The 26,252-nt window shown below is 67.6% G+C and carries 25 protein-coding genes and 2 tRNA genes; 8 read left to right on the forward strand and 19 right to left on the reverse strand.

Annotated elements, in window-relative coordinates:
* Positions 1 to 229: 229 nt before the first annotated feature.
* On the forward strand, positions 230 to 1,348 hold the full coding sequence (locus tag MHZ35_RS18160; RefSeq protein WP_239436204.1) for a recombinase family protein: 1,119 nt from the start codon (positions 230 to 232) through the stop codon (positions 1,346 to 1,348).
* Here the strand turns inward: MHZ35_RS18160 and MHZ35_RS13945 are convergent.
* From MHZ35_RS13945 to MHZ35_RS13955, 3 genes are all read right to left on the reverse strand, one after another.
* A tRNA-Met gene (locus MHZ35_RS13945) sits at positions 1,327 to 1,403 on the reverse strand. The genes MHZ35_RS18160 and MHZ35_RS13945 overlap by 22 nt on opposite strands.
* A gap of 54 nt (positions 1,404 to 1,457) precedes the next feature.
* Positions 1,458 to 1,988, reverse strand: a complete 531-nt coding sequence (locus MHZ35_RS13950; protein ID WP_446741056.1) for a 2'-5' RNA ligase family protein — start codon at positions 1,986 to 1,988, stop codon at positions 1,458 to 1,460.
* Positions 1,988 to 3,823 (reverse strand): potassium transporter Kup, encoded by a 1,836-nt coding sequence (locus MHZ35_RS13955; RefSeq protein ID WP_239436206.1) that lies wholly within the window; start codon positions 3,821 to 3,823, stop codon positions 1,988 to 1,990. Before MHZ35_RS13955 ends, MHZ35_RS13950 begins: the two co-directional genes overlap by 1 nt.
* Before the next feature lie 263 nt (positions 3,824 to 4,086).
* Between MHZ35_RS13955 and ald the strand changes: the two genes are divergently transcribed.
* Both ald and MHZ35_RS13965 read left to right on the forward strand, forming a co-directional pair.
* The gene (ald, locus tag MHZ35_RS13960) at positions 4,087 to 5,199 is read left to right on the forward strand and encodes an alanine dehydrogenase (RefSeq protein WP_125961066.1); all 1,113 of its coding nucleotides are present in this window, start codon (positions 4,087 to 4,089) and stop codon (positions 5,197 to 5,199) included.
* Positions 5,200 to 5,235: 36 nt separating this feature from the next.
* Entirely contained in the window at positions 5,236 to 5,457 is a 222-nt protein-coding gene (locus MHZ35_RS13965; protein ID WP_239436207.1) for a DUF3072 domain-containing protein, read from the forward strand.
* A gap of 190 nt (positions 5,458 to 5,647) precedes the next feature.
* Here the strand turns inward: MHZ35_RS13965 and MHZ35_RS13970 are convergent, their stop codons facing one another.
* Positions 5,648 to 6,994 (reverse strand): glycoside hydrolase family 27 protein, encoded by a 1,347-nt coding sequence (locus tag MHZ35_RS13970; RefSeq protein ID WP_239436208.1) that lies wholly within the window; start codon positions 6,992 to 6,994, stop codon positions 5,648 to 5,650.
* A gap of 36 nt (positions 6,995 to 7,030) precedes the next feature.
* A complete protein-coding gene (locus tag MHZ35_RS13975) occupies positions 7,031 to 7,552 on the reverse strand; it encodes an Lrp/AsnC family transcriptional regulator (protein WP_239436209.1) in 522 nt (173 codons plus the stop codon).
* Between the two features lie 93 nt (positions 7,553 to 7,645).
* On the opposite strand from MHZ35_RS13975, the gene MHZ35_RS13980 reads away from it, so the two are divergent.
* A complete protein-coding gene (locus tag MHZ35_RS13980; protein ID WP_239436210.1) occupies positions 7,646 to 8,611 on the forward strand; it encodes a DMT family transporter in 966 nt (321 codons plus the stop codon).
* A 47-nt stretch (positions 8,612 to 8,658) separates the two neighbouring features.
* Here the strand turns inward: MHZ35_RS13980 and MHZ35_RS13985 are convergent, their stop codons facing one another.
* Positions 8,659 to 9,396 (reverse strand): SDR family oxidoreductase, encoded by a 738-nt coding sequence (locus MHZ35_RS13985; RefSeq protein ID WP_239436211.1) that lies wholly within the window; start codon positions 9,394 to 9,396, stop codon positions 8,659 to 8,661.
* A gap of 160 nt (positions 9,397 to 9,556) precedes the next feature.
* Here MHZ35_RS13985 and MHZ35_RS13990 point away from each other — a divergent pair, with 160 nt between their 5' ends.
* Entirely contained in the window at positions 9,557 to 10,453 is an 897-nt protein-coding gene (locus tag MHZ35_RS13990; protein WP_239436212.1) for an AraC family transcriptional regulator, read from the forward strand.
* A gap of 3 nt (positions 10,454 to 10,456) precedes the next feature.
* Here MHZ35_RS13990 and MHZ35_RS13995 read toward each other — a convergent pair whose 3' ends face one another.
* The 9 genes from MHZ35_RS13995 to MHZ35_RS14030 form a co-directional block, all read right to left on the reverse strand.
* Positions 10,457 to 11,119 (reverse strand): tetratricopeptide repeat protein, encoded by a 663-nt coding sequence (locus MHZ35_RS13995; RefSeq protein ID WP_239436213.1) that lies wholly within the window; start codon positions 11,117 to 11,119, stop codon positions 10,457 to 10,459.
* The gene (locus tag MHZ35_RS14000; protein WP_239436214.1) at positions 11,119 to 11,532 is read right to left on the reverse strand and encodes a cytochrome c-type biogenesis protein; all 414 of its coding nucleotides are present in this window, start codon (positions 11,530 to 11,532) and stop codon (positions 11,119 to 11,121) included. The genes MHZ35_RS13995 and MHZ35_RS14000 overlap by 1 nt, the downstream gene beginning before the upstream one ends.
* The gene (locus tag MHZ35_RS14005) at positions 11,529 to 12,053 is read right to left on the reverse strand and encodes a redoxin family protein (RefSeq protein WP_239436215.1); all 525 of its coding nucleotides are present in this window, start codon (positions 12,051 to 12,053) and stop codon (positions 11,529 to 11,531) included. Before MHZ35_RS14005 ends, MHZ35_RS14000 begins: the two co-directional genes overlap by 4 nt.
* Positions 12,050 to 14,005 (reverse strand): heme lyase CcmF/NrfE family subunit, encoded by a 1,956-nt coding sequence (locus MHZ35_RS14010; RefSeq protein WP_239436216.1) that lies wholly within the window; start codon positions 14,003 to 14,005, stop codon positions 12,050 to 12,052. Before MHZ35_RS14010 ends, MHZ35_RS14005 begins: the two co-directional genes overlap by 4 nt.
* A complete protein-coding gene (ccmE, locus tag MHZ35_RS14015) occupies positions 14,002 to 14,436 on the reverse strand; it encodes a cytochrome c maturation protein CcmE (protein ID WP_125961077.1) in 435 nt (144 codons plus the stop codon). Before ccmE ends, MHZ35_RS14010 begins: the two co-directional genes overlap by 4 nt.
* The gene (locus MHZ35_RS18110) at positions 14,433 to 14,561 is read right to left on the reverse strand and encodes a hypothetical protein (protein WP_267495222.1); all 129 of its coding nucleotides are present in this window, start codon (positions 14,559 to 14,561) and stop codon (positions 14,433 to 14,435) included. The genes ccmE and MHZ35_RS18110 overlap by 4 nt, the downstream gene beginning before the upstream one ends.
* Positions 14,558 to 15,283 (reverse strand): heme ABC transporter permease CcmC, encoded by a 726-nt coding sequence (gene ccmC / locus MHZ35_RS14020; protein WP_239436217.1) that lies wholly within the window; start codon positions 15,281 to 15,283, stop codon positions 14,558 to 14,560. Before ccmC ends, MHZ35_RS18110 begins: the two co-directional genes overlap by 4 nt.
* Before the next feature lie 232 nt (positions 15,284 to 15,515).
* Positions 15,516 to 16,562 carry a Glu/Leu/Phe/Val family dehydrogenase gene (locus MHZ35_RS14025; protein WP_239436218.1) on the reverse strand — a complete coding sequence of 349 codons (1,047 nt, stop codon included), beginning with the start codon at positions 16,560 to 16,562 and terminating at the stop codon, positions 15,516 to 15,518.
* Positions 16,563 to 16,593: 31 nt separating this feature from the next.
* Positions 16,594 to 16,670 (reverse strand) — tRNA-His (locus MHZ35_RS14030).
* Between the two features lie 134 nt (positions 16,671 to 16,804).
* Between MHZ35_RS14030 and MHZ35_RS14035 the strand changes: the two genes are divergently transcribed.
* The gene (locus MHZ35_RS14035) at positions 16,805 to 17,470 is read left to right on the forward strand and encodes a prolyl hydroxylase family protein (protein WP_239436219.1); all 666 of its coding nucleotides are present in this window, start codon (positions 16,805 to 16,807) and stop codon (positions 17,468 to 17,470) included.
* Positions 17,471 to 17,497: 27 nt separating this feature from the next.
* On the opposite strand, the gene MHZ35_RS14040 is transcribed toward MHZ35_RS14035, so the two are convergent.
* From MHZ35_RS14040 to MHZ35_RS14055, 4 genes are all read right to left on the reverse strand, one after another.
* Positions 17,498 to 17,668, reverse strand: a complete 171-nt coding sequence (locus MHZ35_RS14040) for a hypothetical protein (protein WP_165889953.1) — start codon at positions 17,666 to 17,668, stop codon at positions 17,498 to 17,500.
* On the reverse strand, positions 17,658 to 17,825 hold the full coding sequence (locus MHZ35_RS14045; protein WP_164521292.1) for a hypothetical protein: 168 nt from the start codon (positions 17,823 to 17,825) through the stop codon (positions 17,658 to 17,660). The genes MHZ35_RS14040 and MHZ35_RS14045 overlap by 11 nt, the downstream gene beginning before the upstream one ends.
* A 212-nt stretch (positions 17,826 to 18,037) precedes the next feature.
* Positions 18,038 to 20,716 (reverse strand): TonB-dependent receptor domain-containing protein, encoded by a 2,679-nt coding sequence (locus MHZ35_RS14050; RefSeq protein WP_125961081.1) that lies wholly within the window; start codon positions 20,714 to 20,716, stop codon positions 18,038 to 18,040.
* Between the two features lie 69 nt (positions 20,717 to 20,785).
* Positions 20,786 to 22,366 (reverse strand): hypothetical protein, encoded by a 1,581-nt coding sequence (locus tag MHZ35_RS14055; RefSeq protein ID WP_239436220.1) that lies wholly within the window; start codon positions 22,364 to 22,366, stop codon positions 20,786 to 20,788.
* Positions 22,367 to 22,588: 222 nt separating this feature from the next.
* Here MHZ35_RS14055 and MHZ35_RS14060 point away from each other — a divergent pair, with 222 nt between their 5' ends.
* Positions 22,589 to 23,128 carry a c-type cytochrome gene (locus tag MHZ35_RS14060; RefSeq protein WP_239436221.1) on the forward strand — a complete coding sequence of 180 codons (540 nt, stop codon included), beginning with the start codon at positions 22,589 to 22,591 and terminating at the stop codon, positions 23,126 to 23,128.
* 294 nt (positions 23,129 to 23,422) lie between these two features.
* The gene (locus MHZ35_RS14065) at positions 23,423 to 26,203 is read left to right on the forward strand and encodes a TonB-dependent receptor (RefSeq protein WP_239436222.1); all 2,781 of its coding nucleotides are present in this window, start codon (positions 23,423 to 23,425) and stop codon (positions 26,201 to 26,203) included.
* Positions 26,204 to 26,252: the final 49 nt, after the last annotated feature.

Consider the following 26,252-nt stretch of genomic DNA (forward strand, 5'->3'; position numbering starts at 1 on the left):
TCCTCACACGGCTCTTGGCTGGCTGACGCCAGCTGAATATGCTGCATCCGCCGGGGTTAACCCCGGCGGATGCAAGCCGGAAGCTCGCATCACGCCCGGATGAGAAACCGGGGGACCGTCATTCAAGGGCCGGTCTCTAGTTCCAGGTGGATGAAGAAACGGGGGTCACGTCAGGGGCCGCGCCTATGGTTATACTCCAGACCCCACCAACCGGGGCGCTCCCATAATCGTGCCAGAGCAGGCGGAAATCGTTCTTCGCATCTATCAAGAATATCATGATGGCAGATCCCCGAAGGCGATCTGCCGGGGTTTGAACGCCGAAGGCGTCCCCGCCCCACGAGGCAAGCTGTGGCAGCCCTCCGCGCTCTACGGCTTTGCTGAACGGGGCACCGGGATGCTTCGTAACCCGATCTACAAGGGCATGATTGTCTGGAACAAGGTTCGCATGGACAAACACCCCGACACCGGGAAGCGCATATCCCGGCCCAACCCCAAGAGCGAATGGCTTTCCGCCGATGCTCCCGAGCTGGAGATCGTGCCTCCCGCCCTGTTCGACGCTGTACAGGCTCAGCTAGAAGCTCGCTCCAATCCGGGTGCACCTGTCCGGCAGCGGCGGCCCCAGCGCCTCTTGTCCGGCCTTATAAAATGCGCCGCTTGCGGTTCCGGCATGTCCGTTGCTGGTGTGGACAAGAGCGGGCGGACCCGCCTTCGCTGTTCGGCTCACACCAATTCCGGTGCCTGTCCGAACCCTCAGACCTTCTACCTTGGCGACGTGGAGGCCCTTGTTATCGACACGCTAGCCGATGAACTGGCAACCGAGGAACAGGTGAACCGTTATGCACGGGCATGGCTGGAGGGGCGACACAAGGAAGCCGCGCAGGACATTACCCGTCGCGCTAAGGCCGAAACCCGCCTGAAGGCTATCGCCAGGGAACTGGACCGCATCACCTCCATGATGATTAAGGGACTGGGCGATGAGCAGGCCTTAGACGCCGCCAGCAAGGAATTGGGCTTGGAACGCAACCGGCTCAAGGCCGATCTGGACCGGGAGCCGCCAGCCTCCAACATCGTGATCCATCCGACTGCCGTTGCCCGGTTCGCCAAGAGCCTCTTTCAGTCGCGAGATTATCTACATTCCGCCAAGGCCAAACGTGAACTGCTCCTGCATGACCTGCACGACAGAGGCGACCTGCATCAGCTTGTCCGGGAAGTCGTGGCGTCCGTCACCCTATCGCGCGACAAGGAAGGGCACATGTGCGCCGAGGTGGCCACTTGGCTGGATCATTTCACCATGGAAGGGGGACAACCCGTAGGGGGCTGCCAAAATGGTAGCGGAGGAGGGACTTGAACCCCCGACACGCGGATTATGATTCCGCTGCTCTAACCAACTGAGCTACTCCGCCCCATGGGCACTCGCCGTGGCGAGGGCGCGCCTATACGAAGGCGTTTCGCGTCGGTCAAGCGAACTTGTGACGGGAAATCGGCTCCCAGGGCCCGCCGCGGTACCACCAGCTCGCCAGCCCGGCGATCGCGAGCGGACGCGGCCGGAAATCGGCCTGCAACGCGTTCAGCAGCGCGCGCGCTTCTGCCGGCTCGACCTTGTTCTGGATGGTGACGTGGGGCGCCCAGCCGGCCCGATCCTGCGGCGTCAGCAGCATCGCGAACGCGTCTGCGAGGCGGGCGCGGATTTCCTCCAGCTCCGGCGATTCGATCCGCAGCGCGACGCCGCGCCCCAGGTTGCGCAGCCCCGCGATCCTGGCCCGCGGCGCGCCGACGTCGCGGGTCTCCGCAGAGAGGCGCTGCCGCAGCTCGGGCGCCACATGCGGCGGCAGATGGTGGAACAGCGTCAGATGCGCGGCCAGCTGGTTGCGCTCCGGCGGGAAGTGGCGGCGGCGGAGTGCGTCCAGCGCGGCATGATCCGCCGCCCCGAACAAGGCCGAGACGATGATCGGCGCGCCCGGAGCGGAGGCTGGGGGCGCGGGCTCGATCAAATCTCGACCTGGCTGCCGAGCTCCACCACGCGATTGGTGGGCAGGCGGAAGAATTCCATCGCGCTTTCCGCGTTGCGCAGCATCCAGGCGAACAGCTTTTCGCGCCAGATCATCATGCCGGGCCGCGACGAGGGCAACAGCGTCTGGCGGGCGAGGAAGAAGCTGGTCTCCATCATCCGGAAATCTCCGCCCGCGACCTTCACCTGCCGAAGCGCGGCGGGCACGTCCGCATCCTGCATGAAGCCGTAGCGCAGGATCAGGCGGTGGAAGCCCTGCCCCAGGTCGTCAACCTTCACCCGGTTCTCCTCGGCGACGAAGGGCTCGTCAGTGATCTTCACCGTCAGCAGCACCACGCGCTCGTGCAGAACCTTGTTGTGCTTGAGGTTGTGGAGCAGCGCATGGGGCACGCCATCGGGCGTGGACGTCATGAACACCGCCGTCCCCGGCACCCGGCTCGCGGAGCTCGCGGCCGACTGGATGAATACCTTGATCGGCATCGCTGCCTCCCGCAGCCGCTCGATCATCAGCTTGCGCCCCTTCGCCCAGGTGGTGAGCAGCACGAAGACGATGATGCCGATCATCAGCGGGAACCAGCCGCCGTCAGGCACCTTGGTGAGGTTGGCCGCGAAATAGGCGCCGTCGACCAGGAAGAAGACGGCCAGCAGCGGCAGCGCGTAGTAGACCGGCCAGCGCCACAGCGCGAACAGCAGCACCGCCAGCAGGCAGGTGTCGATCAACATCGCCCCGGTCACGGCGATGCCATAGGCCGCCGTCAGGTTGGACGAGGTCTGGAAGGTGAGCACCAGCAGGATCACCATCACCATCAACGCCCAGTTGATGAGCGGGATGTAGATCTGCCCCGCGGTAGCGGCGCTGGTGTGATCGATGCGCAGCCGCGGGATGAAGCCGAGCTGGATCGCCTGCTGCGTGACCGAGAAGGCTCCGGAGATCACCGCCTGGCTGGCGATGATCGCTGCGGCCGTCGCCAGGAACACCATCGGCAGCTGGAAGTCGTCGGGCGCCAGCATGTAGAACGGGCTCTGCAGGGCGGCGGCGCCCTCGCGCATCAGCAACGCGCCCTGCCCCATATAGTTCGCCATGAGCGCGGGCAGCACGATCCACAGCCACGAGAAGGCAATGGGCTTGCGGCCGAAATGGCCCATGTCGGCGTACAGCGCCTCTGCGCCGGTCACCGCCAGTACGACCGAGCCCAGCGCCAGAAAGGCCGCGAGCGGATCATGGACAAAGAAATTGACCGCATAGGTCGGCAGGAACGCATGCAGGATGGTCGGCGTCTGCACGATGCTGACGACGCCCAGTGCCGCGATGACGGTGAAGTAGCAGACCATGATCGGCCCGAAGAAGGCGCCGACACGCGACGTGCCGCCGCGCTGGATCGAGAACAACCCGACGAGGATCAGCACCGCGATCGGCAGCACGAGGCCGCCGAAGGCCGGCGCGGCGATGGCGACGCCCTCCACCGCCGACAGCACCGAAACCGCGGGGGTGATCATGCTGTCGCCATAGAAAAGCGCGGTCGCGAACACGCCCAGCAGCACGATGCCGCTGGTCCAGCGCTTGCCCTGCGTGCGGCCGGAAACGAGCGCGAGGAGTGCGAGGCTGCCGCCCTCCCCCTTGTTGTCGGCGCGCATGATGATCGACACATATTTCAGCGTCACCACGATCATCATCGACCAGAACATCAGGCTGATGACGCCCATGATGTGCAGCGGGTCGAGCGCCAGCTTGTGGTGCCCGTCGAAGGTTTCGCGGAACGCGTAGAGCGGGCTGGTGCCGATGTCGCCGAACACGATGCCGACGGCGCCCAGCATGAGCTTCCACGTCGCCTGCTCACGCGAATGGGCGTGCCCATCCTCGACGCGATCTGATGGCAGCAGGGCAGCCCCCGTCGGGGCAGAGACCGGGGAATTCACAGGCGCGGCATCTGCTGGATCGCGTGAAACATGACCATCGCCTGAACGCTACTCGTTTCGCCGTGAAAGCGCCGGCCGTTAGCACGCGCAGCATGCGCTAGCAACGGGACAAGCCCGACGACCCGTTCTATAGCGGATCATCTACCGTATCGGAGAGGTTTATGCGCGTCGGTGTTCCCAAGGAAATCAAGAACCACGAGTATCGCGTCGGTCTGACGCCGTCCTCGGTGGCGGAACTGGTCGCGGCCGGGCACGAAGTCGTCGTCGAGACTTCCGCCGGGGCCGGAATCGACTTTACCGACTCGGACTATGTCGAGGCGGGTGCCCGGATCGTGGCGGATGCCGCCACCGTCTTCGCCGAGAGCGACATGATCGTGAAGGTGAAGGAGCCGCAGCCTTCCGAAATCGCGCTGCTGGAGCCGCGGCACACGCTGTTCACCTACCTCCACCTCGCCGCGGACAAGCCCCAGGCAGAAGGGCTGATGCGGTCCGGAGCGACGTGCATCGCCTATGAGACGGTGACGTCGAACAGCGGTTCGCTGCCCTTGCTGAAGCCCATGTCGGAGGTCGCGGGCCGCATGTCCGTGCAGGTCGGCGCCCACTATCTGGAAAAGGAACAGGGCGGCCGCGGCGTTCTTCTGGGGGGCGTCCCCGGCGTCGCGCCGGCGCGAGTCGCGATCCTGGGCGGCGGCGTCGCCGGCATCAACGCCGCGCAGATGGCCGTGGGGCTGCGCGCGGACGTCACCATCTACGACATCAGCAACGAGCGGCTGGCCGAGCTCGACCTCCACTTCGGCAGCCAGATCAAGACCGCCTATGCCTCTCGCGCCGCGATCGCGGCGGCGGTGGCGCAGGCGCATCTGGTGATTGGCGCCGTGCTGGTGCCGGGTGCCGCAGCCCCGAAGCTCGTCACTCGGGAGATGCTCCGCACGATGAAGCGCGGAAGCGTGCTGGTCGACATCGCAATCGACCAGGGCGGGTGTTTCGAAACCTCCCGCGCGACCACCCACGACGACCCGGTGTTCGTCGAGGAGGACGTGATCCATTATTGCGTCGCCAACATGCCGGGCGCGGTCGCCCGAACCTCCGCGTTCGCGCTCAACAACGCGACCCTGCCGTTCGTGATGCGCCTCGCCAAGTTCGGCGCGGAAGGCGCCATGCGTGCCGACCGGCACCTGGCAGCAGGCCTGAACGTGTCCCGCGCCAAGATCCGGCATGCCGCTGTGGCGGAGGCCCTGACGTTCACGATGGAAGCCTGGTCCGGAACGGAGTGAGAACAAAGACGTTTGTCCCGGGGAAGGAGATACCCCGTGGCGAATGATCAGAACCCTAAGAGCGAGCCCTTTTCCAACGCCGAAAAGGACCCGGACGACTGGACCACCGGCGACGAGCCGATGACCGGCGCCCAGGCATCCTACCTCAAGACGCTGAGCGAAGAGGCCGGCGAGGAACTCGACCAACGCCTTTCCAAGGCGGAGGCCTCCAAGCGCATCGATGCGCTGCAAGAAAAGACCGGCCGCGGAGCGAACTAGGCACAGCGCCGCCACCTTCGGGTGGCGGCGTTTTTCCTGGCCGGGTTGAGACCGGTCATTTGCGCCGGTGGCGCTGGCGGGACCGCGACCCCCCGGAAGTCAACGACCGCTTTGACGGTGGAGCGCGTTCGGTCCGGCTACAATGCCAGAGCGTCGCGGCGGTGCGCGCGCAGAGTTCGACCGAGCGGACTCAGCCGACCCGGTAGAGCCCGGCACCGTGCGAGGGGATACGGCGGATAAGCCGCTCCTTCGCGGGTGCCAGCGCCTTGCCTTCCCACAGGTCGCGCACCGGCTGGCTGCCGCTCAACCCGAGCTCGCGGAGCGGGAGGGTGATCTCCCGCGCCTCCTTGCCGGTGTTGAACAGCGCGACATAGCGGCCGCCGCCGTCCGCAGGGCGCGCGGACCAGACCCGCACGCCGTCCGCCAGGAAGTGCGGCCGATTGTCCGTGCTCGCCTGGTTCACCGCCAGCACCTCGCGGTTGGTCAACAATGCCAGCGTCGGATCGCCCAGGTGCCTGAGGTCGCCGCCCATGATGAGCGGCGAGCGCGCGATCGACCAGAGCGTCATCAGCGTGCGCTGCTCGTCGGGCGTGAACTTGGTATCCCGCTCGCCCAGCGCCAGCCGGCCGAGGGGCAGCATGTCGGCGTCCGGCCAGCCGCCGGGTCGCCGCCACGGGTTCCAGTTCTCCAGCCGGGTGAACTGCGCCTCCAGCAGCGGCCATTCGTCCCAAAAGTCGTCGCTGATCCGCCACATCTGCGCAAAGCGACGCACGTGCTCGCCGCGGGTGACCGGCGTTTCACCGGGCGACAGGCTCAGGATCATCGGCCGACCGCTCGCGGCGATCGCCTTGTGCGCCGCCTCGATCTCCGGCGCATGGGCATCATAGGGACGGCTCATGTCGTCCATCTTGACGAAATCGACGCCCCAGGACGCGAACAGGCGGAAGACGCTGTCGTAATAGGCCTGTGCGCCCGGTCTCGTCATGTCGACGCCGTACATGTCCGGGTTCCAGGGGCAGGTGCTGCTGGTGTCCGCAATGTCGGCGGCACGGACTTGGGTGCCCAGCACCGGAAGGTTGCGCTCGACGGCCAGGCGCGGGATGCCGCGCATCAGGTGGACGCCGAACTTGAGGCCCAGCGCATGCACCTCCGCCGCGAGGGGCGCGAACCCGCGCCCGTTGGTGCTGGAGGGGAAGCGGTTCGGCGCCGGCAGCAACCGGCCGTTGCCGTCCATCGCCGGGACCGGCTTCGCATTATAGGTGTAGCTGGCGGCATTGGGTTCGTACCACTGGATGTCGACGGTAAAGACGTCATAGCCGAACGGCAGCAGCTTGTCGGCCATGATGCGGGCCGTCTCCCGTGCCTGCGCCTCGGTGATGGTGGTGGCGAAGCTGTTCCAGCTGTTCCAGCCCATCGGCGGCGTTGGCGCGAGCACCGGTTCGCGCGGGCCGTTCCCCGCCTGGGCAAACGCTGGCAAGGCGGATGCCGCCGTTCCCGCCATGCCCACAGCCAATAGTCCGCGCCGGCCGATCCGCATCGTCTCCCCTCCCCTTTTCGTCTCTGACCGCTCTCGCTAGCAGCGCCCCGGCGCGGGCACCATGGCGGCGTCCGGGATCATGATCTCCGTCCCGAACTTCACCCGGTCCAGTGCAATCAGGCTGCGAAAGCTGGCGATCGCGTCGTTCTCGGAGAACAGCCGCCGGCTGATCGCATCATAGGCGACCATGTCGGCCGCGACGATCACCAGAACGAAGCTGATGCCGCCGGTCACGTAATAGCATTGCTGCACCTCCGGCGCATCGCGGAACAGCGCCTTGGCGGCGTCGACGGTACGGGAGCGCTCGTCCGCAAGCTGGACTTCGACGATCGCGGTGATCCCCATCTGCACCGCGCGCGTATCGACGATCGCGACGTTGCGCTCGATGATCCCCGCCTTCTCCATCGCTGCCACCCGCCGCTGCACCGCCGCTGCCGAGAGGTTCACCGCCTCCCCGATGGTACGCTGTGGAGTGCGGTTGTCCCGCTGGAGGATGCGGAGGATCGCACGGTCGAACGCGTCGAGGACGCGTCGGCGAAGGGCATTCGCTTGGGCCATGCGCGAGTTTTTGTTGCATCCAACGCCAGGCACAAGCGCAAAAACCTCAGGCAGGCGGTGCTATTCCGCGCGGTATTCGCGACGAGGAGGACGATGATCAGCACCGCGGCCGGTACGCCCGGCACCAACAGGACCTTTCTGGGTGTCGCCTGTGGCATGGGAGCCGGGGCGCTCTGGGGCTTGGTGTTTCTTGCTCCCGATCTCGTGCGGGCGTTCACCCCGCTGCAGCTCGCGATCGGGCGGTATCTCGCCTTCGGCCTCATCTCGGCCGCGCTGATCGGTTCCCGCTGGCGTAGCCTGGTCGCGGCGGTGCCGGCGCGTGGCTGGCTGTCGCTTGTCTGGCTCTCGCTGGCGGGCAACACGCTTTATTACGTGCTGCTGTCGACCGCGGTGCAGACGGGCGGCATCGCCATGACGTCCCTCGTGCTCGGCTTCCTCCCCGTCCCGGTGACGATCATCGGCAGCCGCGATTCCGGCGCGGTGCCGCTGCGAAAGCTCGCGCTTTCCCTCCTGCTGTGCGTGGCAGGCGCCGTCTGCATCGGCTGGCAGGCGATCGCGGCACCGGCTGCAGGCGCGGTCACGGGGCTCCTGTTCGCCGTCGGGGCGCTGGCGTCCTGGACCGCCTATGCCATCGGCAACACCCGGTCGCTCAGCCGGTTCGGGCACGTCTCCGCCCAGGACTGGAACCTGCTGACCGGCGTCGTCACGGGACTCCAGGCAATGGTCCTGATCCCGGTCACGCTGCTGTTCGAGCCGCTGAACCACACGCCCGAGGCCTGGCTCGAATATGCCGGCGTCTCGATCGCGGTCGCGCTTCTTGCGTCCATCGGCGGCAATCTGCTGTGGAACCGGATGAGCCGGCTGCTGCCGCTCACGCTCGTCGGCCAGATGATCCTGTTCGAGACCTTGTTCGGCCTGCTCTACGCCTTTGTCTGGGAACGGCGTCTGCCGACGCCGCTCGAAGCGGCCGCGTTCGTGCTGGTGGTCGCCAGCGTGCTCACCTGCATCGCCGCCCACCGACGACGCGCCGGGCTTGCGATCACGGCCGCAGCCACCTGAGACGTGCCGCTCGCCCTTTTCCAAGGGCGAGCGGCAGCGGGACGGACCTAGATGGCGTCGCTGGCGGTCGGCCGCACGACGATTTCGCTGACATCGACATCATCCGGCTGGCTGACGGCGAACAGGATCGCACGGGCGATCGCGTCCGCCTTCAGGATTGATGCACGGAAGGCTTCCATCGCCTTTGCCGTCTCCGGGTGGGTGATGGCGTCCGCGAGTTCGGATTCGACCGCGCCTGGCGAGATGATCGTGGCGCGGATGTTGTCATGCTCGCGGCGGATGCCGTCGGTGATCGCCCACACCGCGAACTTGGTCGCACAATAGACGGCGCCGGTCGGCACCACATAATGCGCGGCGAGCGAGGCGACGTTGACGAACTGGCCCGAGCCCTGCTCGACGAAGCCCGCCAGTGCGGCAGCAACGCCGTTCAGGACGCCGCGTACGTTGACGTCGATCATCCGGTTCCACTCGTCGGTCTTGAGCGCCGCGAGCGGCGACAGCGGCATGATGCCCGCATTGTTCACCAGCACGTCGACGCGGCCATAGCGCTCGGCCGCCGCGTCCACGAAGCCGGCGAAGCTGGCGGCGTCGGTCACGTCGAGCCGCTGCCACGCGACGGTGCCACCGGCCGTTTCGATCTCCGCGGCAAGCCGCTCCAGCCGATCGGTCCGGCGAGCCCCCAGCATCAGGCGGGCGCCGGCACCGGCCAGCAGGCGGGCGGTCGCCTCGCCGATGCCGCTGCTGGCGCCGGTGATCAGGATGGTCTTCTCGTTCAGGTCGGACATGGTGCTTCCTCCATCCGCCAGCAATCGTCGCTGGCCCGCACCCTTCTTGCACGCCCGGGCGCGGCGGGCGGTAGACGCGAACTCCGGGATGCTTGCACGATCCTGCATCCGGACGTCCGGCGGCTTGCGCAGGCAGCTTCCGCGTGGAAGCAAGGCAGCCATGCACCGCATCACCGATCTTGCCGCGTTGATCGCGCGCCACGCTCCGGAAGACGGCTTCCAGGAAACCGCGCTTCCCTCGGTCACGCTTATACGATCCGCCGCGGTGACCACGCCGACGCCGACCGTCTATGCGCCGTCGCTGTGCATGGTCGCGCAAGGTGCCAAGGAAGCGCAGCTGGGGCGGAGCCGGTTCTACTATGATCCCGGCAGCTTCCTGCTTGCCGGGGTCGACCTACCGGTGGTCGGCGCGGTGACGCAGGCGAGCGCGGACGCGCCCTATCTATGCCTCGTCCTGCACCTCGATGCTGCGCGGGTCGCCGAGATGGTGGCCGAGCACCCGATCGCGGATCCGCAAGGGGACCGTCCGATCCCGGGCCTCATCCTGGGCGAAACCACCGCCGAGATGATCGACGCCGCCTGCCGGCTGCTGGCGTTGCTTGATGCCCCCGAGGACCGGGACGCGCTCGCCCCGCTCATCCAGCGCGAGCTGCTCTGGCGCCTGTTGCGCGGCCCCGCGGGGCAACTGCTGCGGCAGATGGCGGGCGGCCCGCAGAGCGATAAGCTCAACCGCGCCCTTCAGTGGCTGCGCCACCATTATGCCGAACCGGTGTCGATCGACACGCTGGCCGAGGTGGCGGGCATGAGCCCCTCTGCCCTTCACCAGCATTTCCGCACCGTCACGGGCCTCAGCCCGCTCCGCTACCGCACCCAGCTTCGCGTCCAGGAGGCGCGACGGCTGATGATCGCACGGGGGCTCGATGCCGCCACCGCCGGTTTCCAGGTGGGCTATGGCAGTCCGTCCCAGTTCAGCAGGGAATATGCCCGCACCATGGGCCTTCCCCCCAGCCGCGACGTCGAGCGGCTGCGGGCGTCCACCGACTATCTGGTCGCCTGAGACTTATTGCGGCTGCGGCGGCGCGATGCCGGCGGCACGCTCGCGCGCCTGCAACTCAAGCAGGCGGTCGACCAGCACCAGTCGGACGGCGATGTCCTGGCGATACGACACGTCTTCAGGCGTCAGCGCCAGCGCGCGTATCCACAACTCGCGGGTGCGGGCGAAGTCGTTGGTCCGCGCCTGCGCCAGGCCATAGAAGAAGGCGGGCCCGGGATGCTCGGGCGCCAGCCGCATCCCCTGCTCGAACGCGAGCTTGGCGGCGGGCGACAGCGTGCCGCCGTCCTTTTCCACCAGCATCATGCCCAGCCAGGTCCACAAGGCCGCACTCTGGGGCGCCTTTTGCACGGCTCCCAGCATAACCTGCGCGGCCGGTGCCACCGCGCCCGACGACAGCAGCGCGTCCGAGGCGATGAAGTAGCTTTCCTCGAAGTTGAAGCGGCCGAACATCGCCTGCCGCAACTCCTTCAGGCCCGGGTCGATCGTGCGGCGTTCGCGCTGCCCTTCGGCCGAAACACCGGGGAGGCCCGGCCGGCCCTGTACCGAATAGCCGATCGCGCCCAGCATCATCGCGGCGCCGACCAGCGACCACAGCGCGGGCGCTACCCGCAGCCGCCACAGCAGCAGCCCCGACGCGATCGCCAGCAGGCCCAGCATCACCCAGCCCATCACGCCCTCCTGCGCCGGCGGATGCTGCGCCGCGCGAGCAGGATGCCCGCCACCAGCAGCACCAGCGGTGCGATCCACAGCGGCAGCGTCGCGGCATCCAGTGGCGGATCGTAGCTTACATAGCTGCCATAGCGTTCGACCAGCCAGGCGCGCACCGCTTCGGGCTTCTCACCCTGCGCGATCCGCTCTCGGACGAGCGCGCGCATGTCGCCAGCCATCTCGGCATCGCTGTCGGCGATCGACTGCCCCTGGCAGACCAGGCAGCGCAGCGTATTCATCAGCGCCTTTGCCTCGGCCTCCTTGGCGGGGTCCGGCAGCTGGGTATAGGCAAGCGGCGCCGGCGGAAGGTCCGACTGGCCGAACGCGGGGGATGCCACCAGCAGCGCCAGCGCGGCAAGCGTCGCCCGGCTCATCGCGCCGCCTCCAGCGCGCGGAGCAGCTCGGGAACGTCGCTGTCGCGAATGTCGCCGATGTGCTGCGCGCGGATGATCCCCTTGCCGTCGATCACGAACGTCTCCGGCACGCCGGACGAGCCGAGCGCGAGTTGCACCTGGCTGGTGGGATCGTCGCCGATCGCCGCATAGGGGTCACCGTTCTCCGCGAGGAAACGCTGTACGTCGGTCGATCGGTCGCGGATCGCCACCGCGCGGATATCGGCCCCCGCTTCCTTCAACCGCAGCAGCTTGGGCGCCTCCGCCAGGCACGGCACGCACCAACTGGCAAACACGTTGAGCAGCTTCGGCTTGCCGTCGCGGAAGGCGGCATCCGAAAGCCCGGGCTTGCCCGGCACGGACGCGACGAGGGTGAATGCGGGCAAGGGCTTGCCCACCAGCCGCGAGCGCACGGTCGTGTCGGTGGGGCGCAGGTTGAGTGCGACCACGATCACCAACACCCCGAATGCGGCCAAGGGCACCCAGAGCAGCCACCGCTTCATGCCAGCACCTCCGCATCCCTCGGGCGCCGGCTGGGCCGCCGCTCGCGCCAGAGCCGTCCGACCAGCGACAGCAGGCCGCCGATCGCGATCAGCGCGCCGCCCAGCCAGATCAGCGTCACCAGCGGCTTCCACCACAGGCGCAGCTGGCGGCGGCCGCCTTCGCTCGCCTGGCCGAGCACGACGTAGAGCTGGCCGTCGAGCGCGCTGGTGATCGCCGCCTCGCTCGTCTCGGTCGGAGGCGCCGCGAAATAGCGCTGCTGCGGCGCGATCCAGAAGCGCTGGCTGCCGCGCTCGACGCGCATTCGCCCCTCGATCGCGGTCCAGTTGGGGCCGATCACCGGACGCACGCCTTCCAGCGTCACGCGATAGGGACCGACCTGCTGGGTCTCCCCCACGCCGGCGGCCACCAGCACCTCTCGGGTGAAGGCGCTCTCGCTCGCCATGCCGGCAAGGCTAACGGCGACCCCCAGGTGCGCGATCACCATGCCCCAGGTGAACAGCGGCGTCCGGCGCAGGTTGCGGCCCCACAGCGGCGCCACACTCGCAACCGCAAGACCGGCGGACAGCGCCAGCCCGAGCAGCGAGAGCACGCCGGTCCCCGGCGCGAGCAGCAGCACCGCCACCAGCACCACCCCGGTCACCACCGCCGGCACCCGCATCCGCCGGCCGAGCGCCCGCGCGTCGTCGCGGCGCCAGCGCAGCAGCGGCCCGGCGGCGAGCGCCACTACCAGCAGCAGCGCGATCGGCCCGACTGTCTTGTTGAAGAAGGGCGGCCCGACCGAAAGCTGCACGTCCATCGCCTGCGCGACCAGCGGGTAGAGCGTGCCGATCAGCACGATGCCCAGGATCACCGACAGCAGCAGGTTGTTGAGCACTAGCCCCGCCTCGCGGCTGATCGGCTCGAAGGTCGCGCCCTGCCGCACCGTGCCGATGCGCAGGCCGAACAGCGTGAGCGCGCCGCCGATGTAGAGCACCAGCAACGCCAGGATGAAGCTGCCGCGGCTCGGATCGACCGCAAAGGCATGGACGCTGGTGAGGATGCCGGAGCGAACCAGGAAGGTACCCACCATCGACATGGAGAAGGCGACCACCGCCAGCATCACCGTCCAGGCACGCAGCCCGTCGCGGGTGGCGAGCACGGTCACCGAATGGAGCAGCGCGGTGGCGGCGAGCCACGGCATCAGCGAAGCGTTCTCCACCGGATCCCAAAACCACCAGCCGCCCCAGCCGAGCTCATAATAGGCCCAGTAGCTGCCGGCGGTGATGCCGAGCGTCAGGAAGATCCAGGCACCGAGCACCCAGGGGCGCATCGCGCGCGCAAACTGCGGGCCCACATCGCGGGTGACGAGCGCGCCGATGGCGAAGGAGAAGGCGACCGACAGCCCGACATAGCCGAAGTAGAGCGTCGGCGGGTGGAACGCCAATCCCGGGTCCTGCAGCAGCGGGTTGAGCCCCATGCCCTCCGCCGGCGCCGGATCGAGCCGCGCGAAGGGGTTGGAGGCGATCAGCAGGAAGGCGAAGAACCCAAGCGCAATCGCCGCCTGCCCGCCCAGCGTCGCCACCAGCGTGCGCGGGTCGAGCCGTTTCTCCAGCAGCGCGATCGCCGCCCCGGCAAGGCCGAGCACCGTCACCCACAAGAGCATCGAGCCCTCATGGTTTCCCCACGCCGCCGCTACCTTGTAGAGCATCGGCTTGGCCGAGTGGCTGTTCTGCGCGACCAGCAGCACCGACAGGTCGGTGCGAACGAAGGCCAGCACCAGCGCCCCAAAGGCAAAGGCGGTCAGCAGCCCCTGCACTACCGCGACCGGGCGGACGGCACCGATCAGCTCGGCGCCCCCCGCTCCCGCCGTTCCCGTGCGGGTCATGCGCAGCCCAAGCGCGGCCGCCACCAGCTGCAACAGCGCCAGCGCGGCGGCCAGCCACAGCGCCGCGAGCCCGGCTTCGGCGATCATGGCTCCAGCGTCTCGCTCTTGTGCATCTTGCCCGCGACTTCGGGCGGCATGTAGCGCTCGTCGTGCTTGGCCAGCAGGTTGTCGGCGACGAAGCTGCCGTCGGCAAGGAAGCGCCCTTCGGCCACCACGCCGGAGTTCTCCTTGAACAGATCGGGCGCGATGCCGCTGAACCGCACCGGCACCTGCGCGGCGCCATCGGTGACGGTGAAGGCGATCGTCACCCCGTCCGGCTGGCGCTGGATGGATCCCGGGGCGACCATGCCGCCCAGCCGCACGGCGCGATCGACGGGCGGCGCGGCCTTGGCGACGTCCGAAGGCGCGTAGAAGAAGGCGGCTTCCCCCTGAAGGGCGGAGAGCGCGAGCCCGCTCGCGCCGAGGACGGCGGCGACGGCAAGCCCCACCAGGGTCAGGCGTTGATGCTTGGGCTTCACTTTTTCCTCTGGCGCTCGGCCTGGGCTTCGGCGCGTCGCATGGCGATCCAGGCAGCGGCGGCCATCGCCGCGGTGCCGCCAAGGGTCAGCGCATAGGCGCCGATCACGAAGGGCCAGGGGTTCATGCGGCGGCCATCCGGCGCAGCCGCGCCTCCACCTTGATGCGCGCGAGATCGGCTCGCATCCGCATCAGCACGATCGCGACGAACAGCAGCGAGAAGCCGGCGAGCGTGAAACTCAGCGGCCACAGGATGCTGTTGTCCACGGTCGACTTGGTGAGCGTGATGCTCGGTCCTTGGTGCAGGGTGCGCCACCAGATCACCGAGTAGCGGATGATCGGCAGCAGCGCGGTGCCGGCGATCCCGAACAGGGCGGGGATGCGTCCGTCCCCGTCGCGCTCCGCATCGGCGCGCGAGAGCGCCAGATAGGCGAGATAGACGAAGAACAGCAGCAGCATCGACGTCAGCCGCCCATCCCACTGCCACCAGGTGCCCCAGGTCGGCCGTCCCCAGATCGAACCGGTAGCGAGGCACAGCCCGGCGAACACCGCACCCGGCAGTGCCACCGCGCGCGCGGCGATCGCCGCCAGCGGATGCCGCCAGACCAGATACGTGATGCTGGAGATTGCGATGCCGCTCCATCCTCCCATCCCCAGCCAGGCGGTGGGCACATGGATGTAGAGGATGCGAACCGTCTCGCCCTGCAGATAGTCGGGCGGCGTCTGCGTGAGCCCCGCCCAGCTACCGAACAGCAGCAACGCCACGCCCAGCGCCAGCAGCACCGGCGTCAGCGGACGGGCGATCGACAGGAAGCGCGTCGGATTGGCAAAGGCGTGGAGGGTCGGCACGATCAGCCACAAGGGTTAAGCGAAATTGCCCGGGGCGTCACCCCGAGCCTGCGCTTATTCGGCGATCGCGCTTTCCACAACATTGCGCCGGGTCAAACTGGTGCGGCGGGAACCGCAGGCCCGCCAATTGCCGTCGTACTGACGAAGCTCAGCATCCGGGCGGAACCTCGGCAAAGGCCGCGGCCCGGGCCAGCGATCTCTCCAAGTTCGCCGGAAGACCGGCGGGCCGGCCTCAGCGCCCGATTCGGCGCTGCGCCAAGCGGTCCGCGACTTCGGCATGCGAGGCGCCGGTGCGCTCCGCTTCGTCCCAGACCTCGACCAGTCGCTCCGGAATCTGGCCGATGCGCGCGTCGACCTCGGCGCGGTCGCCCTGCCCCAGATACTCCAGCGCGACGTTGATGATGCCGCCCGCGTTGATGACATAATCGGGCGCATAGAGGATGCCGCGGCCGTGCAGGCGCGCGCCGTCCGCATGGGTTGCCAGCTGGTTGTTGGCGCCGCCGGCCACCGCCTTGCAGCGGAGCGCGTCGATCGTCGCTGCGTCCAGGATCGCGCCCAGCGCGTTCGGGCTGACGATGTCGACCTCGCTGGTCAGCACTGCGTCGGGCGCCGCCACGGTGGCGCCATGGGCTTCGGCGAAACGCTGCGCACGGGCTGCATCCACATCCGCAACCGTCAGCACGGCGCCGTCGGCGGCGAGCATCTCGGCCAGCCGGCCACCGACGCTTCCCAGGCCCTGGACCGCAACGCGAACGCCCTTCATGTCGCTGGCACCCAGCGCACGCTGGGCTGCGGCACGAACGCCTAGGTACACGCCCTTGGCCGTGTACGGACCCGGATCGCCGCCGACGTTCTCGCCCTCTGCCGGAAGGCCGGACACGTAGCGGGTCGCCTTGGCGATGGCGGTCATGTCGGCTTCGGAGATGCCGACGTCCTCGGCCGTGATGTAGCGGCCGCCCAGCGACTCGACCGCGCGGCCGAACGCCTGGAGCATTTCCGGGGTCTTGGTGCGTGCCGAATCGGCCAGCACCACGCCCTTGCCGCCGCCCAGCGGCAGGCCGGCCATTGCGTTCTTGTAGCTCATGCCGCGCGACAGGCGCAGCGCGTCCGTGATCGCCGCAGCGCTGTCGGCATAGTGCCAGAAGCGCACGCCGCCGGCGGCCGGACCCAGCTTCGTGGAGTGAACCGCGACCACCGCCTGCAGGCCGGTTTCCCGATCCGAGAAGAGATGCACGCCTTCGTGATCGTCGAAATCGGGGAAGCCCCAGTCGGTCTGCACTGGCTGTATATCCGCGTGTCAGGGAAAGGAGTGGGGCGACCGACGGGACTTGAACCCGCAACTTCCGGCATCACAAGCCGGCGCTCTAACCAATTGAACTACGGTCGCCGCGAAGCCGGCCGCTTAGACGGGGTCGGCGAACTTCGTCAAGCGCGTGTCGCACATCACGTGCAAAGAATGTCCCTGCCCCGTGGTCGGCTGCGGCTGGAAACGCAGCCCCGACTTTGGCAGGAGACACCCTCATGCAGACGCTGGCCTCCCCTTCGCTCGGCTCCGGCTTTCCGGCGGAACCGATCATCGCGCACATTCTCTCGCATCCGGGCGTCCAGCGGGTCCCCAGCCCCAAGCTCACGCTGTTCATGGTCCGCGACTTCCTGCCCCAGGAACTCTGCGCCGCGATGATTGCGCGGATCGACGCTCAGCGTCGGCCCTCCACCATCTCCGACTCCAACGGCGATGCCGCCTTCCGGACCAGCGAGACCTGCGACCTCGATCGGTTCGATCCCGAGGTTGCCGAGGTGGAGGGGCGGATCCATCGCTTCTGCGGCATCGATCCTGCGCATGGCGAGCCGCTGCAGGGCCAGCGCTATGCCGTGGGCCAGGAGTTCAAGGCCCACACCGACTATTTCGAGCCGAGCGGCGTCGACTTCCAGCGATACTGCGGGGTGGCGGGAAACCGTACCTGGACGGTCATGCTCTACCTCAACGAGCCGGAGGCAGGCGGCGCGACCCGGTTCAAGGCGATCGACAAGATCGTCCAGCCCGAGACCGGCAAGCTGCTCGCCTGGAACAACAAGCGGCCGGACGGAACGTGCAATCCGTCGACCATCCACCACGGCATGAAGGTGCGCGCGGGCACCAAATATGTGCTCACCAAATGGTTTCGGGAGCGCCCCTGGGGCTGGTGAGCCGGTCCCAATCGGAACCCGCCATCGTCAGTTCCGGAAAATCGGCGACAGCAGGCCGCGCGGCAGCAGCGACCCCGTGCCGCTGCGCCGCCGGAGCTGGTCCGCGTGCTGGGCGATCGCCTGAGCCTCCGCCAGCGACGGGGCGCCGAGCGCCTGGCGCTCCAGCTCTTCCGGGCTCGGGCCCTGCTTAGCGGCCATGGCCTGCGGGAAGCTCGCGGTTGTACACCCGGTCGAGATAATAGCCCGCGAGCAGATAGTGCGCCTTCACCGCGGCCGGATCCACCGCGCTCTGCGCCCGCTCCAGCTCGGTCTCCGCGCGCTTGTAGTAATACTGAAGGTCGTCTTCCCTCTGCATCGTACTCTCCATTGGCGGTGCTGGCGAACCGCACCCACCGCGCGAGTATGTCCCTCCTCAGCTCACGCGACACTCACCTGCGTTATATACTCCAGAAGTGCCCGCGAGTCCCTCTTCCATGCACGCGGTCGGTGGAGATTCGATGACAGCGACTGGGCCGGTTCTTGCCGCTAACTTCCGGAGGTCGTTAGCGCTACTTCCGGCCCCGCCGATCAGAAGGTGATGCTCGCACCCAGCGAAAAGATGCGACCGAGGCGATAGCTGTTGATGTCGACTCGCTGGCCGTCGGCGAAGCTCTGCGACTCGCGATAGCGGGTGCCGGTCAGGTTGCGGACCTCCGCCTTCACCTCGATCGCCTTGCCGGCAACCTCGATGCCCTGCCGGCCCACCACGTCCAGGCGGATACCGGGACGCTCGACCAGGTCGGGAAGGCGCACACCGCCGCCGCCGCCCACGGGACCGCGGTTGGTGACGCGATCGCTCGCGTAGTTGAACAGCACCGTCAGCTGGGACAGCCGCTCGGTATCCTCGATGCCGAACTGCAGGTTCACCAGATGGTCCGACTGGCCCACCAGCGGCGCACCGTCCTGGAACAGCACGTTGGCCGGGCGGAGCACCGGCTCGGTACCCGACTGGAGCGGGCTCGCGATCAGGCTGTCGTCGGCTTTGATCTTGGAGTCGGTGTAGGTGTAGTTGGCGATCAGCACGAGCCGGCGGGTCGCGAAGAAATCCCCGCCGAGGCTGGCGAGCGGCACGTACTTCTGGAACTCGACCTCGCCGCCGAACAGCCGTGCGGACGGAGCGTTGGCAAAGCCCGTCTGGAGCGTGTCCGTGCCTGCGGGGAAGAACGCCACGGCCTCGATCGGATCGTCGATCTTCTTGTAGAAGCCGGCGAGCGAGAGCCGCTGGTCGCGCGCAAAATACCATTCGAAGCGGGCTTCGCCGTTGTAAAGCTGCGAGTCCTTCAGGAATACGTTGCCGAAGAACAGGCGATCGCTCTCGAAATCCTGGTAGAGCTGCGGCGCGAGTTCGCGGAACTGCGGCCGCGCGAGCGTCTTGGAGGCATGAAGCCGCAGCTGCATGTCCTCGGCGAAGTTCCAGGTGATCGTCGCGGCCGGCAGCCAGTAATCGTTGGCAAGCCGCGTGCCGGCAGCGCCGCCTGACGGCAGCACCTCTTCCACCGCATCCTCGTAGCGGACGCCCAGCGTACCGCGTAGGCCGTCCAGGACTTCCGCTTCGGCCTGTGCATAGCCGGCATGGACGCGCAGGCTTGCGCTATAGGCGGCTGCGCCCTGCCCCGTGGAGGTGTTGCGCAGATAGATGCCGTTGGTGAGCACCGTATAGTCGGACAGCAGATAGTCCGGCCGGAGCTGCGAGATCACCGGATCGAGCGCGCCGTTGTTGGCGGCCGAATATTGGAAGGTGTAGCGCGTCGAGTCCCGGTCGGTGTCGTTGTACGCATAGCCCGCCGACAGAATGATCTCCCGCGCCGCGGGGACCTTCCAGCTGACGTTCGCCTGGCCCGACCACAGGTCCTCGTCGAGTTCGCTGAAGGCGACGCTCGCGGACTGGAGCCCGGACAGGTTGTTGGTGTAGCGCTCCAGCCCCTCGTTGTACTGGTAGGTGAAGGCGCGCTCGTACGGCGCGTTGCGCTGCGTGTTGGCATAGGCACCGCGCAGGTCGAGCGAGACGTCGCCCAGCTTGAACTCGCCGACGACCTGGCTGTCGATCAGCTGCCGCTCGAACCAGTTGGTGTTCTGGGTGATGAAGGGATCGATGCCGTTGGGCAGCGTCCCGATGTTCGCGGTCGAGCCGCGCGACAGCCGTCCCTGCTTCAGCGTGTCGTGGACATAGAGGTTGGTGAAGCGGATGCGGTTCTCGCCGAACTCGGCGCCCAGCCCCAGCAACCCGTTCAGGATTGCGCGATTGTCGGTCAGCACGGTGTGGAAGTCGCGCAGCAGGATCGCGTCGGGGCTGTCGGTAACCTGCTGGACCGCGTCGCGGGTGCGCCAGGTGTTGCTGAAGCCCGCCGCCGCGATCACGCCGATGCGCGTCGCGCCGACGTCCTTGGCCGTGCCGAAGCTCATCTCGGCCGAGTAATTCGCCGGAAGCTGCGCATTCTCCTGAAGCAGCGTCGTCGGCGCGTTCGACATCTGGGTGAGTTGCGCCGGCGTCAGCGAGGTGCCGTCCGCACCTGCACCGTTGACGAAGCCCGGCACGTCGCGCTCGCCGCTGTCGAAGCCGGTCCAGTCGTAGCGGCCGCCATCATAGACATAGCCGAGTTCGCTGGTCGTGACCGTGTCGGCGCTGAGCGAGCCGCCGATCTGAAGGAAGGTCTCCTCGGGGACGGCGCGGGTGGTCAGGTTCACCACCCCGCCGCCGAACTCGCCGGGATAGTTGACGGAATAGCTCTTCTGCACCAGCGCAGAGGCGATGACGTTGGTGGGGAAGATGTCGAGCGGCACCACGCGGCGCAGCGGCTCGGGGCTGGGCAGCGGAGATCCGTTGAGCAGCGACGACGAATAGCGGTCACCCAGACCACGGACATAGACGAAGCCGTTGCCCACGACCGAAAGGCCGGTCACCCGCTGCAGCGCGCCGGCAATGTCGCCTTCCCCGGTCCGCGCGATGTCGGCGGTGGAGAGGACGTTCACGACCTGCGGGGTCGCGCGAACGGCGTCGGGAATGTTGCGGCCGACCACCACGATCTCGCCGCCCATGTCCGCGCCCGGCGTCGACACGTCGACCTCCGGTTCGGCGGGCGCACCCGCGTCCGGGGAGACGGTGGTTCCGGCCGGCGGGGTCGCAGGCGTGGTGGTGGTCTGCGCCTGGACCGGCAGCGCCCAGGCTGTCGAGGCGAGCAGAGTGGTCAGGAACACGGTCTTCTTCATGGCTGCTGCCCCGGCGGTCTGGTCAGGAAATGTGGGGCGGAGGACGCGAACGTCCCCCGCCCATCGGTCTTAGTTGGGAAGCGCGGTGCAGCTGGCGCTGGTCGCGAATGCCGCCCGGTTCGAGCTGCAGGTCCAACCGCGGTACCAGGTGTCGTTCGCACCGTTCACCGCGCCGACGTAGCTGGTCTTCACCAGGAAGCTGGTGCCCGTCGGATTGAGGGTGGAGGCGTCGAACGGAGTCGCCGAAAGCGCGGCACCGGCCGGGAAGTAGGTGTTGGACAGCAGGCCCGAACCATTCTCCAGGTTGTTCGTGCCGGCCGTGAACACCGCGCGCTGTTCGGCGCTGGTGACGGTGATGTTGTTGACGGTGGTCTCCGCATAAGGATTCGCACAGCCGAACAGCACCGAGTCGAACATCGGCGGACCCTGATCCTCGAGCGCCGGGTTGGCCGGGCGGATCGTGGTCTTGCCGCTGGCATCGGCGCCCGCGACGATGTTCAGGCAGGCGACCGGGCTGACGACGATGCCGTTGACGAAGCGTGCGTCGGCACCACCGCGGATACGGATCGCCGCGTTCACGCCGCTCGACGTATGCACGAAGGTGAAGTTGGCGAGGTTGTAGCGCTGACGCGGCAGCACGTCCTCGTTGCCGTTGGAGTCGATCTCCGTCGCGTAGGTGTCGCTCTGCGTGTTGTTCGGCTTCTGGATCGCGAGCAGGAACTGGACGAAGCCCTGCCAACCCACGTCCGTATCCAGGCCGTCGTCATCGGCGCCGGTCATCACCAGGTAGCGCAGGTTGGTGCGGCCGCCGAAGATCTCGATGCCGTCGTCCGAGCTGTTGTGGACCTGGACGTGGTCGATGGCGGTGCCCGAACCGGTGCCGCCCAGCGTCAGGCCCTGCAGCTCGTTGTTGGGGCTGATGATGGTGCCCGAATAGCGGATCTGGACGTAGCGGATGGTGCCGCTGTTGTCGGTAGCCGTCGCGCCGCCGTACAGCGCGGTGCTGGTGCCTTCGACGACGTTCTCGCACTGCGCCGTACCCGGCGAGACGGTGGCGTTGCAGTTGGAGATCGGTGCGCGGCCGGCGAGAATGATGCCGCCCCACAGGCCCTGCGTCTCGTCGGTCACTTCGCCGGTCAGGTTCTGCTGCGCGGTGAAGATGATCGGCTGGGTCTCGGTACCCTCGGCAACCAGCCGCGAGCCGCGGTTGACGACCAGGAAGTCGTTGTCGCCGTCGGCCTTTGCATAGACGATCGCGCCCGGCGCGATGGTCAGCGTCGCGCTGACGCCGCCCGGTGCATTGCCTGCACCGCCGATGTCGACGCCCACGTCGACGCGGCCGTTCATCTCATAGGCGACGCCTGCGACCTTCGGCAGCGACAGCGCCGAGGTGATCTGCGACGGCAGGCGGCAGCTGCGATAGTTGCCGATGACGCCGACGTTGCTGGTGCCGGTCGGGCAGTCCGCGGCCGGCGTGCCGGGCGTCGGGGTCGGCGTGGGCTGAGGGGTCGGCGTCGGGGTCGGCGTTCCCGGGATCACTACGGTGCCTTCGCCAGGCGATGCCACACTCGAGGAACCGTCGCAGCCGGCCAGCGCCACCGCGGCGCAGCTCGTCAGCAGGATCAGGCTCATGCGCTTCAGGTCGGCCATGAAATCTCCGTTCCGGGAAAAACCCCGGGGCTTGCAGGACAGGCGCGACCGATCGGAGGACGTTCCCCCATCGGCCTCGGCGGCCCTCCTAGGCAGCGGAGGTGACACGTTGATGCGATTCCGGGGACAACTCGGTGACAGGAACGTTACAGAAGCGTGACAAGCCGGGCGGGCCGCCACGGATCGCTCGCCACGCGCTTGGCGACTCTCTATGGCTGCGGAATGAGCGGTTTTCGTCGCACCGACAGCGCGCAGAAATGGCACACCGGAGAGCACGGCCGGCGAGCTGCCGGTCGCCGCATGCTGCTCCGGTGGATCGGGATCGCCGTGCTCGCCGTCCCCGCCGCCTGTGACGGGTCCAGCAGCGATCCGCGCCGGGCGGACGCGCGATCCCGCGCCCCTCTTGTCGAGCGGCTCGCGCAAGCAGACGTCGCACAGGGCAAGCGGCTGTTCCGGCAGTGCGCCGCCTGCCACACCGTTGCTCCGGGCGCCGGCGATCGAAACGGACCGAACCTGCGCGGAGTCGTGGGGCGCTCGGTCGCCGCCGGCAGTCGCCGCTTCGGCTACACCGCAGCACTGGAGGCAATCGGCGGGACCTGGACGCCCGAGCGACTCGACGCCTGGCTCCAGAACCCACAGCGGTTCGCACCGGGCACTTCGATGATCTATGCAGGGATGCCGAACGGGGTCGACCGCGCCGACGTGATCGCGTTCCTGCGGCAACAGGCCCCCACGGCTGAACAGGGTGCGGCCGCGGACTGAGCGGCAGCAACAGCCCGGGCCAAAGAACCTGTTCGGCCGTTCTGCGCCCCCTTCTGATGCTCCCGGCCGACGCGCCTGAATGGGGCGCGCACGCTGTTCATCCGGCGGCGGCGGCTGCTTCGGTTCTTAGGAAGCAGAGCGCGCAGACGCCGACCCTGTTGCGACGCACTCGACCTTGTGACCGGCTTATATAATATGACAAGTATGCTTGAACCGGTGGCAGCAGCGGCGTAGTATCCGACAAGAACCGGCGGAGGCCCCTGACCGACACGCCGGGAGTTCAGGAGAGTATGCATGCGCAGGATTCCCGCGTTTACCGCGTCCGTGATCGCCCTTGCCATTGCTGGCCACGCCCATGCTCAGGCGGCGCAGGAAGGGACCACCCCAGCCAACGGCCAGGATGGCGCCGCTGCAGGCACAGCCCAGTCGACGGCCGGCTCGCCCGCCGAGGCGCCGGACCAGGCCGGTGATGCGACTGCCGCCGACGATGGCTCCGAAATCGTCGTCACCGGTATCCGCGCCAGCCTTGCCCGCGCGGCCGAGATCAAGCGGACCGCCGCCCAGGTCGTGGACTCGATCGTCGCCCAGGACATCGGCAAGTTCCCCGATCCCACGACTGCTGCCGCCCTTCAGCGCGTGCCGGGCGTCCAGGTGACGGTGGGCGGCAACAACGAGATCCAGAACCCGCTGATCCGCGGCCTCGGCGACATTCTCACCACGCTCGACGGGCGTGAGATCTTCACGGCCGATGGACGCACCTTTGCTTTCCAGGATCTGCCGGCCGAGGCGATCGCGCGGCTGGACGTCTACAAGTCGAACACCGCGAACCTGATCGAGGGTGGCGTCGCCGGCACCATCGACCTGCGCCTCAACAAGCCGTTCAACTATACCGAGCCGACGATCGCGATCAGCGGCAAGCTCAACTATCCGTCCAACGTGGAGAAGCTGGGGCCGCAGGTGAGCTTCCTTGCCACCGATCGTTGGGACACCAGCATCGGCGAGATCGGGGCGCTGCTCAACGTCTCCTGGTACGACATCCCGTTCAACCGCCCGTACAACTATGTGGCGGAGCGGCGCGCCGGCAGCGGCAGCAGCGAAGGCATTCTGCTTCCGATCTCGACGGGCGGCCTCAACGAATACGGCCGCTATCAGCGGCCGCAGGCCAACGGCTCGATCCAGTGGCAGGCGACGCCCAGCCTCGAGATCTACATCGACGGCCTATATTCGGCCTACCGCAGCAAGTTCTCGACCGGCTTCTATGAATATCGGCTGGGGACGGCAGAGAGCGTCTCGAACATCGTGCGCAGCGACAACTGCTTCACGGCGAACGTGGGGCCGGACGGCTTCAACCCGAACGCCACCACCGACCCCACGCAGATCACGCAGCAGCAGCTGTGCGGCTTCACTTCCGCCACGTTCAACAACCTGGAGGCGTTCAGCTCCACCCAGGCGCACAACAATCGCACGGACACCTGGCTCGCGGCAGGCGGCTTCCGCTTCGACCGCGACCGGCTGAAGGCGAACGTCGACGTCAGCTACGAACGTTCGATCGTCAACAACGAGAACTTCATCGTCGACATCGGCAAGCGGGTGCCGGAGGCGACGCTCGCGTTGGTGAATGACGATCAGACCGCGACGATCACCGCGCCGGGAAACCCCATGGCGGATGCACGCGGCCTCACCTTCATCAACGCCCTGTTCCAGGACTATGTGCGCTCCAGCGGCGGTCTGTTCGCGGTCAAGGGCGATGCGACGTACGAGACCGATACGATCCTGAAGACGATCGAGCTCGGCGCCCGCTATGCCGATCGCAGCGCCCGCTTCCAGCAGGTCCAGCTGGGCGTCGCGCCGCCGGGAGGCTCGTTCGCGACGCCGATCACGGCGATCGACCTGCCGCTGGAGCGCGCACCGGGCATTCCGCAGATCAACAACGGGGCCCCCTTCCTGCTCCCCTCCCGCGACTATCTGCTGTCGGATTCCGGCCAGGCCACGATCCGGGACTTCTTCGGCGCGCCGGATGGCCAGCCTGCATTCGACCCCACGCGTGAGTTCAACGTGGGGGAGAATAGCTACGCCGGCTATGTCCAGGCAGGGTACGAAGTGCCGTTCGGCAGCGGCCCGGTGGTTCTCGATGGTAAGCTCGGCGTCCGGTACACGCGCACGGACCGGGACATCACCGGCACCGGCGTCGTCAGCGGCTCGCCGGTGACGACCACCAGTTCGAACAGCGACACCGATTGGCTGCCCAACGCCAGCGCGCGACTGCAGCTCGGCGGCGGACTTCAGCTACGCGCTACCTACGCACGCACCATCGCGCGGCCGAGCTTCGCGTCGCTCAACCCGGGTCTCAACTACATCGTCTCGACGAACCCGAACATCCGCAACAGCGGCTCCGGCGGCAATCCGGACCTGCGTCCGCAGAAGTCGGACAGCTTCGACGCCACGTTCGAATATTATTGGAACGACGGGTATTTCGCGATCGCCGGCTACTACCGCGACATCAGCGATCGCGTCGTCAACGGCGTGACGGCCGAAGAGATCGACGGCATCGTCTACAACATCTCGCGCCCCCGCAACGTCGGCAGTGCCAAGCTGAAGGGCATCGAGGTCAGCGCCCAGACCTTCTTCTCGTTCCTGCCGGGCGACCTTGCCGGCTTCGGCGCCTTCGGCAACTTCACCCTCGCGGATTCCAAGATCGGGGGCGATGATCCGCTGGCCGGCTACACCCTGCAAGGCGTGTCGAAGTATAATTTCAACGCCGGCCTGCTGTACGACCGCAACGGAATCTCGGCCCGCGTCGTCTACACCTATCGCTCGAAGTATTTCGACGAGGACCGCTCGGGCGCGGGCGACGTCCGGCCGGTCGGCACGGAGACCTGGCTGAACTACGTCCGGCCCAACGGCCGCCTGGACTTCAGCCTGGGCTATGACATCAACAAAAACGTGACCCTGACGGTCGAGGGCAGCAACATCCTGCGGTCCCGCTATCGCAGCTACATCGACCAGGATTTCCTGTGGCGCGATACGCGCACCGACGACAGCCTCTATGCGGTCGGGGTGCGCACGCGCTTCTGATGAGAGAAACTCCGGCGCGCGAGCCTGTCGTGCGCCGGAAGCCTTTTGC

This window comes from Sphingomonas sp. ACRSK (genome assembly GCF_022346685.1).
GTDB lineage: Bacteria > Pseudomonadota > Alphaproteobacteria > Sphingomonadales > Sphingomonadaceae > Sphingomonas > Sphingomonas molluscorum.

Excerpts from the sequence above, each read along its gene's own strand:
- MHZ35_RS13970 (WP_239436208.1), bottom strand. The coding sequence starts at position 6,994 with ATGCGGATCGGCCGGCGCGGACTATTGGCTGTGGGCATGGCGGGAACG.
- MHZ35_RS14055 (WP_239436220.1), bottom strand. The coding sequence starts at position 22,366 with ATGGCCGACCTGAAGCGCATGAGCCTGATCCTGCTGACGAGCTGCGCC.
- MHZ35_RS13980 (WP_239436210.1), top strand. The coding sequence starts at position 7,646 with ATGATCAGCACCGCGGCCGGTACGCCCGGCACCAACAGGACCTTTCTG.
- MHZ35_RS14035 (WP_239436219.1), top strand. The coding sequence starts at position 16,805 with ATGCAGACGCTGGCCTCCCCTTCGCTCGGCTCCGGCTTTCCGGCGGAA.
- MHZ35_RS14045 (WP_164521292.1), bottom strand. The coding sequence starts at position 17,825 with ATGCAGAGGGAAGACGACCTTCAGTATTACTACAAGCGCGCGGAGACC.
- MHZ35_RS13990 (WP_239436212.1), top strand. The coding sequence starts at position 9,557 with ATGCACCGCATCACCGATCTTGCCGCGTTGATCGCGCGCCACGCTCCG.
- MHZ35_RS18110 (WP_267495222.1), bottom strand. The coding sequence starts at position 14,561 with ATGAACCCCTGGCCCTTCGTGATCGGCGCCTATGCGCTGACCCTTGGC.
- MHZ35_RS13985 (WP_239436211.1), bottom strand. The coding sequence starts at position 9,396 with ATGTCCGACCTGAACGAGAAGACCATCCTGATCACCGGCGCCAGCAGC.
- MHZ35_RS13975 (WP_239436209.1), bottom strand. The coding sequence starts at position 7,552 with ATGGCCCAAGCGAATGCCCTTCGCCGACGCGTCCTCGACGCGTTCGAC.
- MHZ35_RS14050 (WP_125961081.1), bottom strand. The coding sequence starts at position 20,716 with ATGAAGAAGACCGTGTTCCTGACCACTCTGCTCGCCTCGACAGCCTGG.
- MHZ35_RS13955 (WP_239436206.1), bottom strand. The coding sequence starts at position 3,823 with ATGCTGGGCGCCGTCGGCATCGTGTTCGGCGACATCGGCACCAGCCCG.
- MHZ35_RS14000 (WP_239436214.1), bottom strand. The coding sequence starts at position 11,532 with ATGAGCCGGGCGACGCTTGCCGCGCTGGCGCTGCTGGTGGCATCCCCC.
- MHZ35_RS13995 (WP_239436213.1), bottom strand. The coding sequence starts at position 11,119 with ATGGGCTGGGTGATGCTGGGCCTGCTGGCGATCGCGTCGGGGCTGCTG.
- ald (WP_125961066.1), top strand. The coding sequence starts at position 4,087 with ATGCGCGTCGGTGTTCCCAAGGAAATCAAGAACCACGAGTATCGCGTC.
- MHZ35_RS14060 (WP_239436221.1), top strand. The coding sequence starts at position 22,589 with ATGAGCGGTTTTCGTCGCACCGACAGCGCGCAGAAATGGCACACCGGA.
- MHZ35_RS14040 (WP_165889953.1), bottom strand. The coding sequence starts at position 17,668 with ATGGCCGCTAAGCAGGGCCCGAGCCCGGAAGAGCTGGAGCGCCAGGCG.
- MHZ35_RS14065 (WP_239436222.1), top strand. The coding sequence starts at position 23,423 with ATGCGCAGGATTCCCGCGTTTACCGCGTCCGTGATCGCCCTTGCCATT.
- MHZ35_RS14010 (WP_239436216.1), bottom strand. The coding sequence starts at position 14,005 with ATGATCGCCGAAGCCGGGCTCGCGGCGCTGTGGCTGGCCGCCGCGCTG.
- MHZ35_RS14005 (WP_239436215.1), bottom strand. The coding sequence starts at position 12,053 with ATGAAGCGGTGGCTGCTCTGGGTGCCCTTGGCCGCATTCGGGGTGTTG.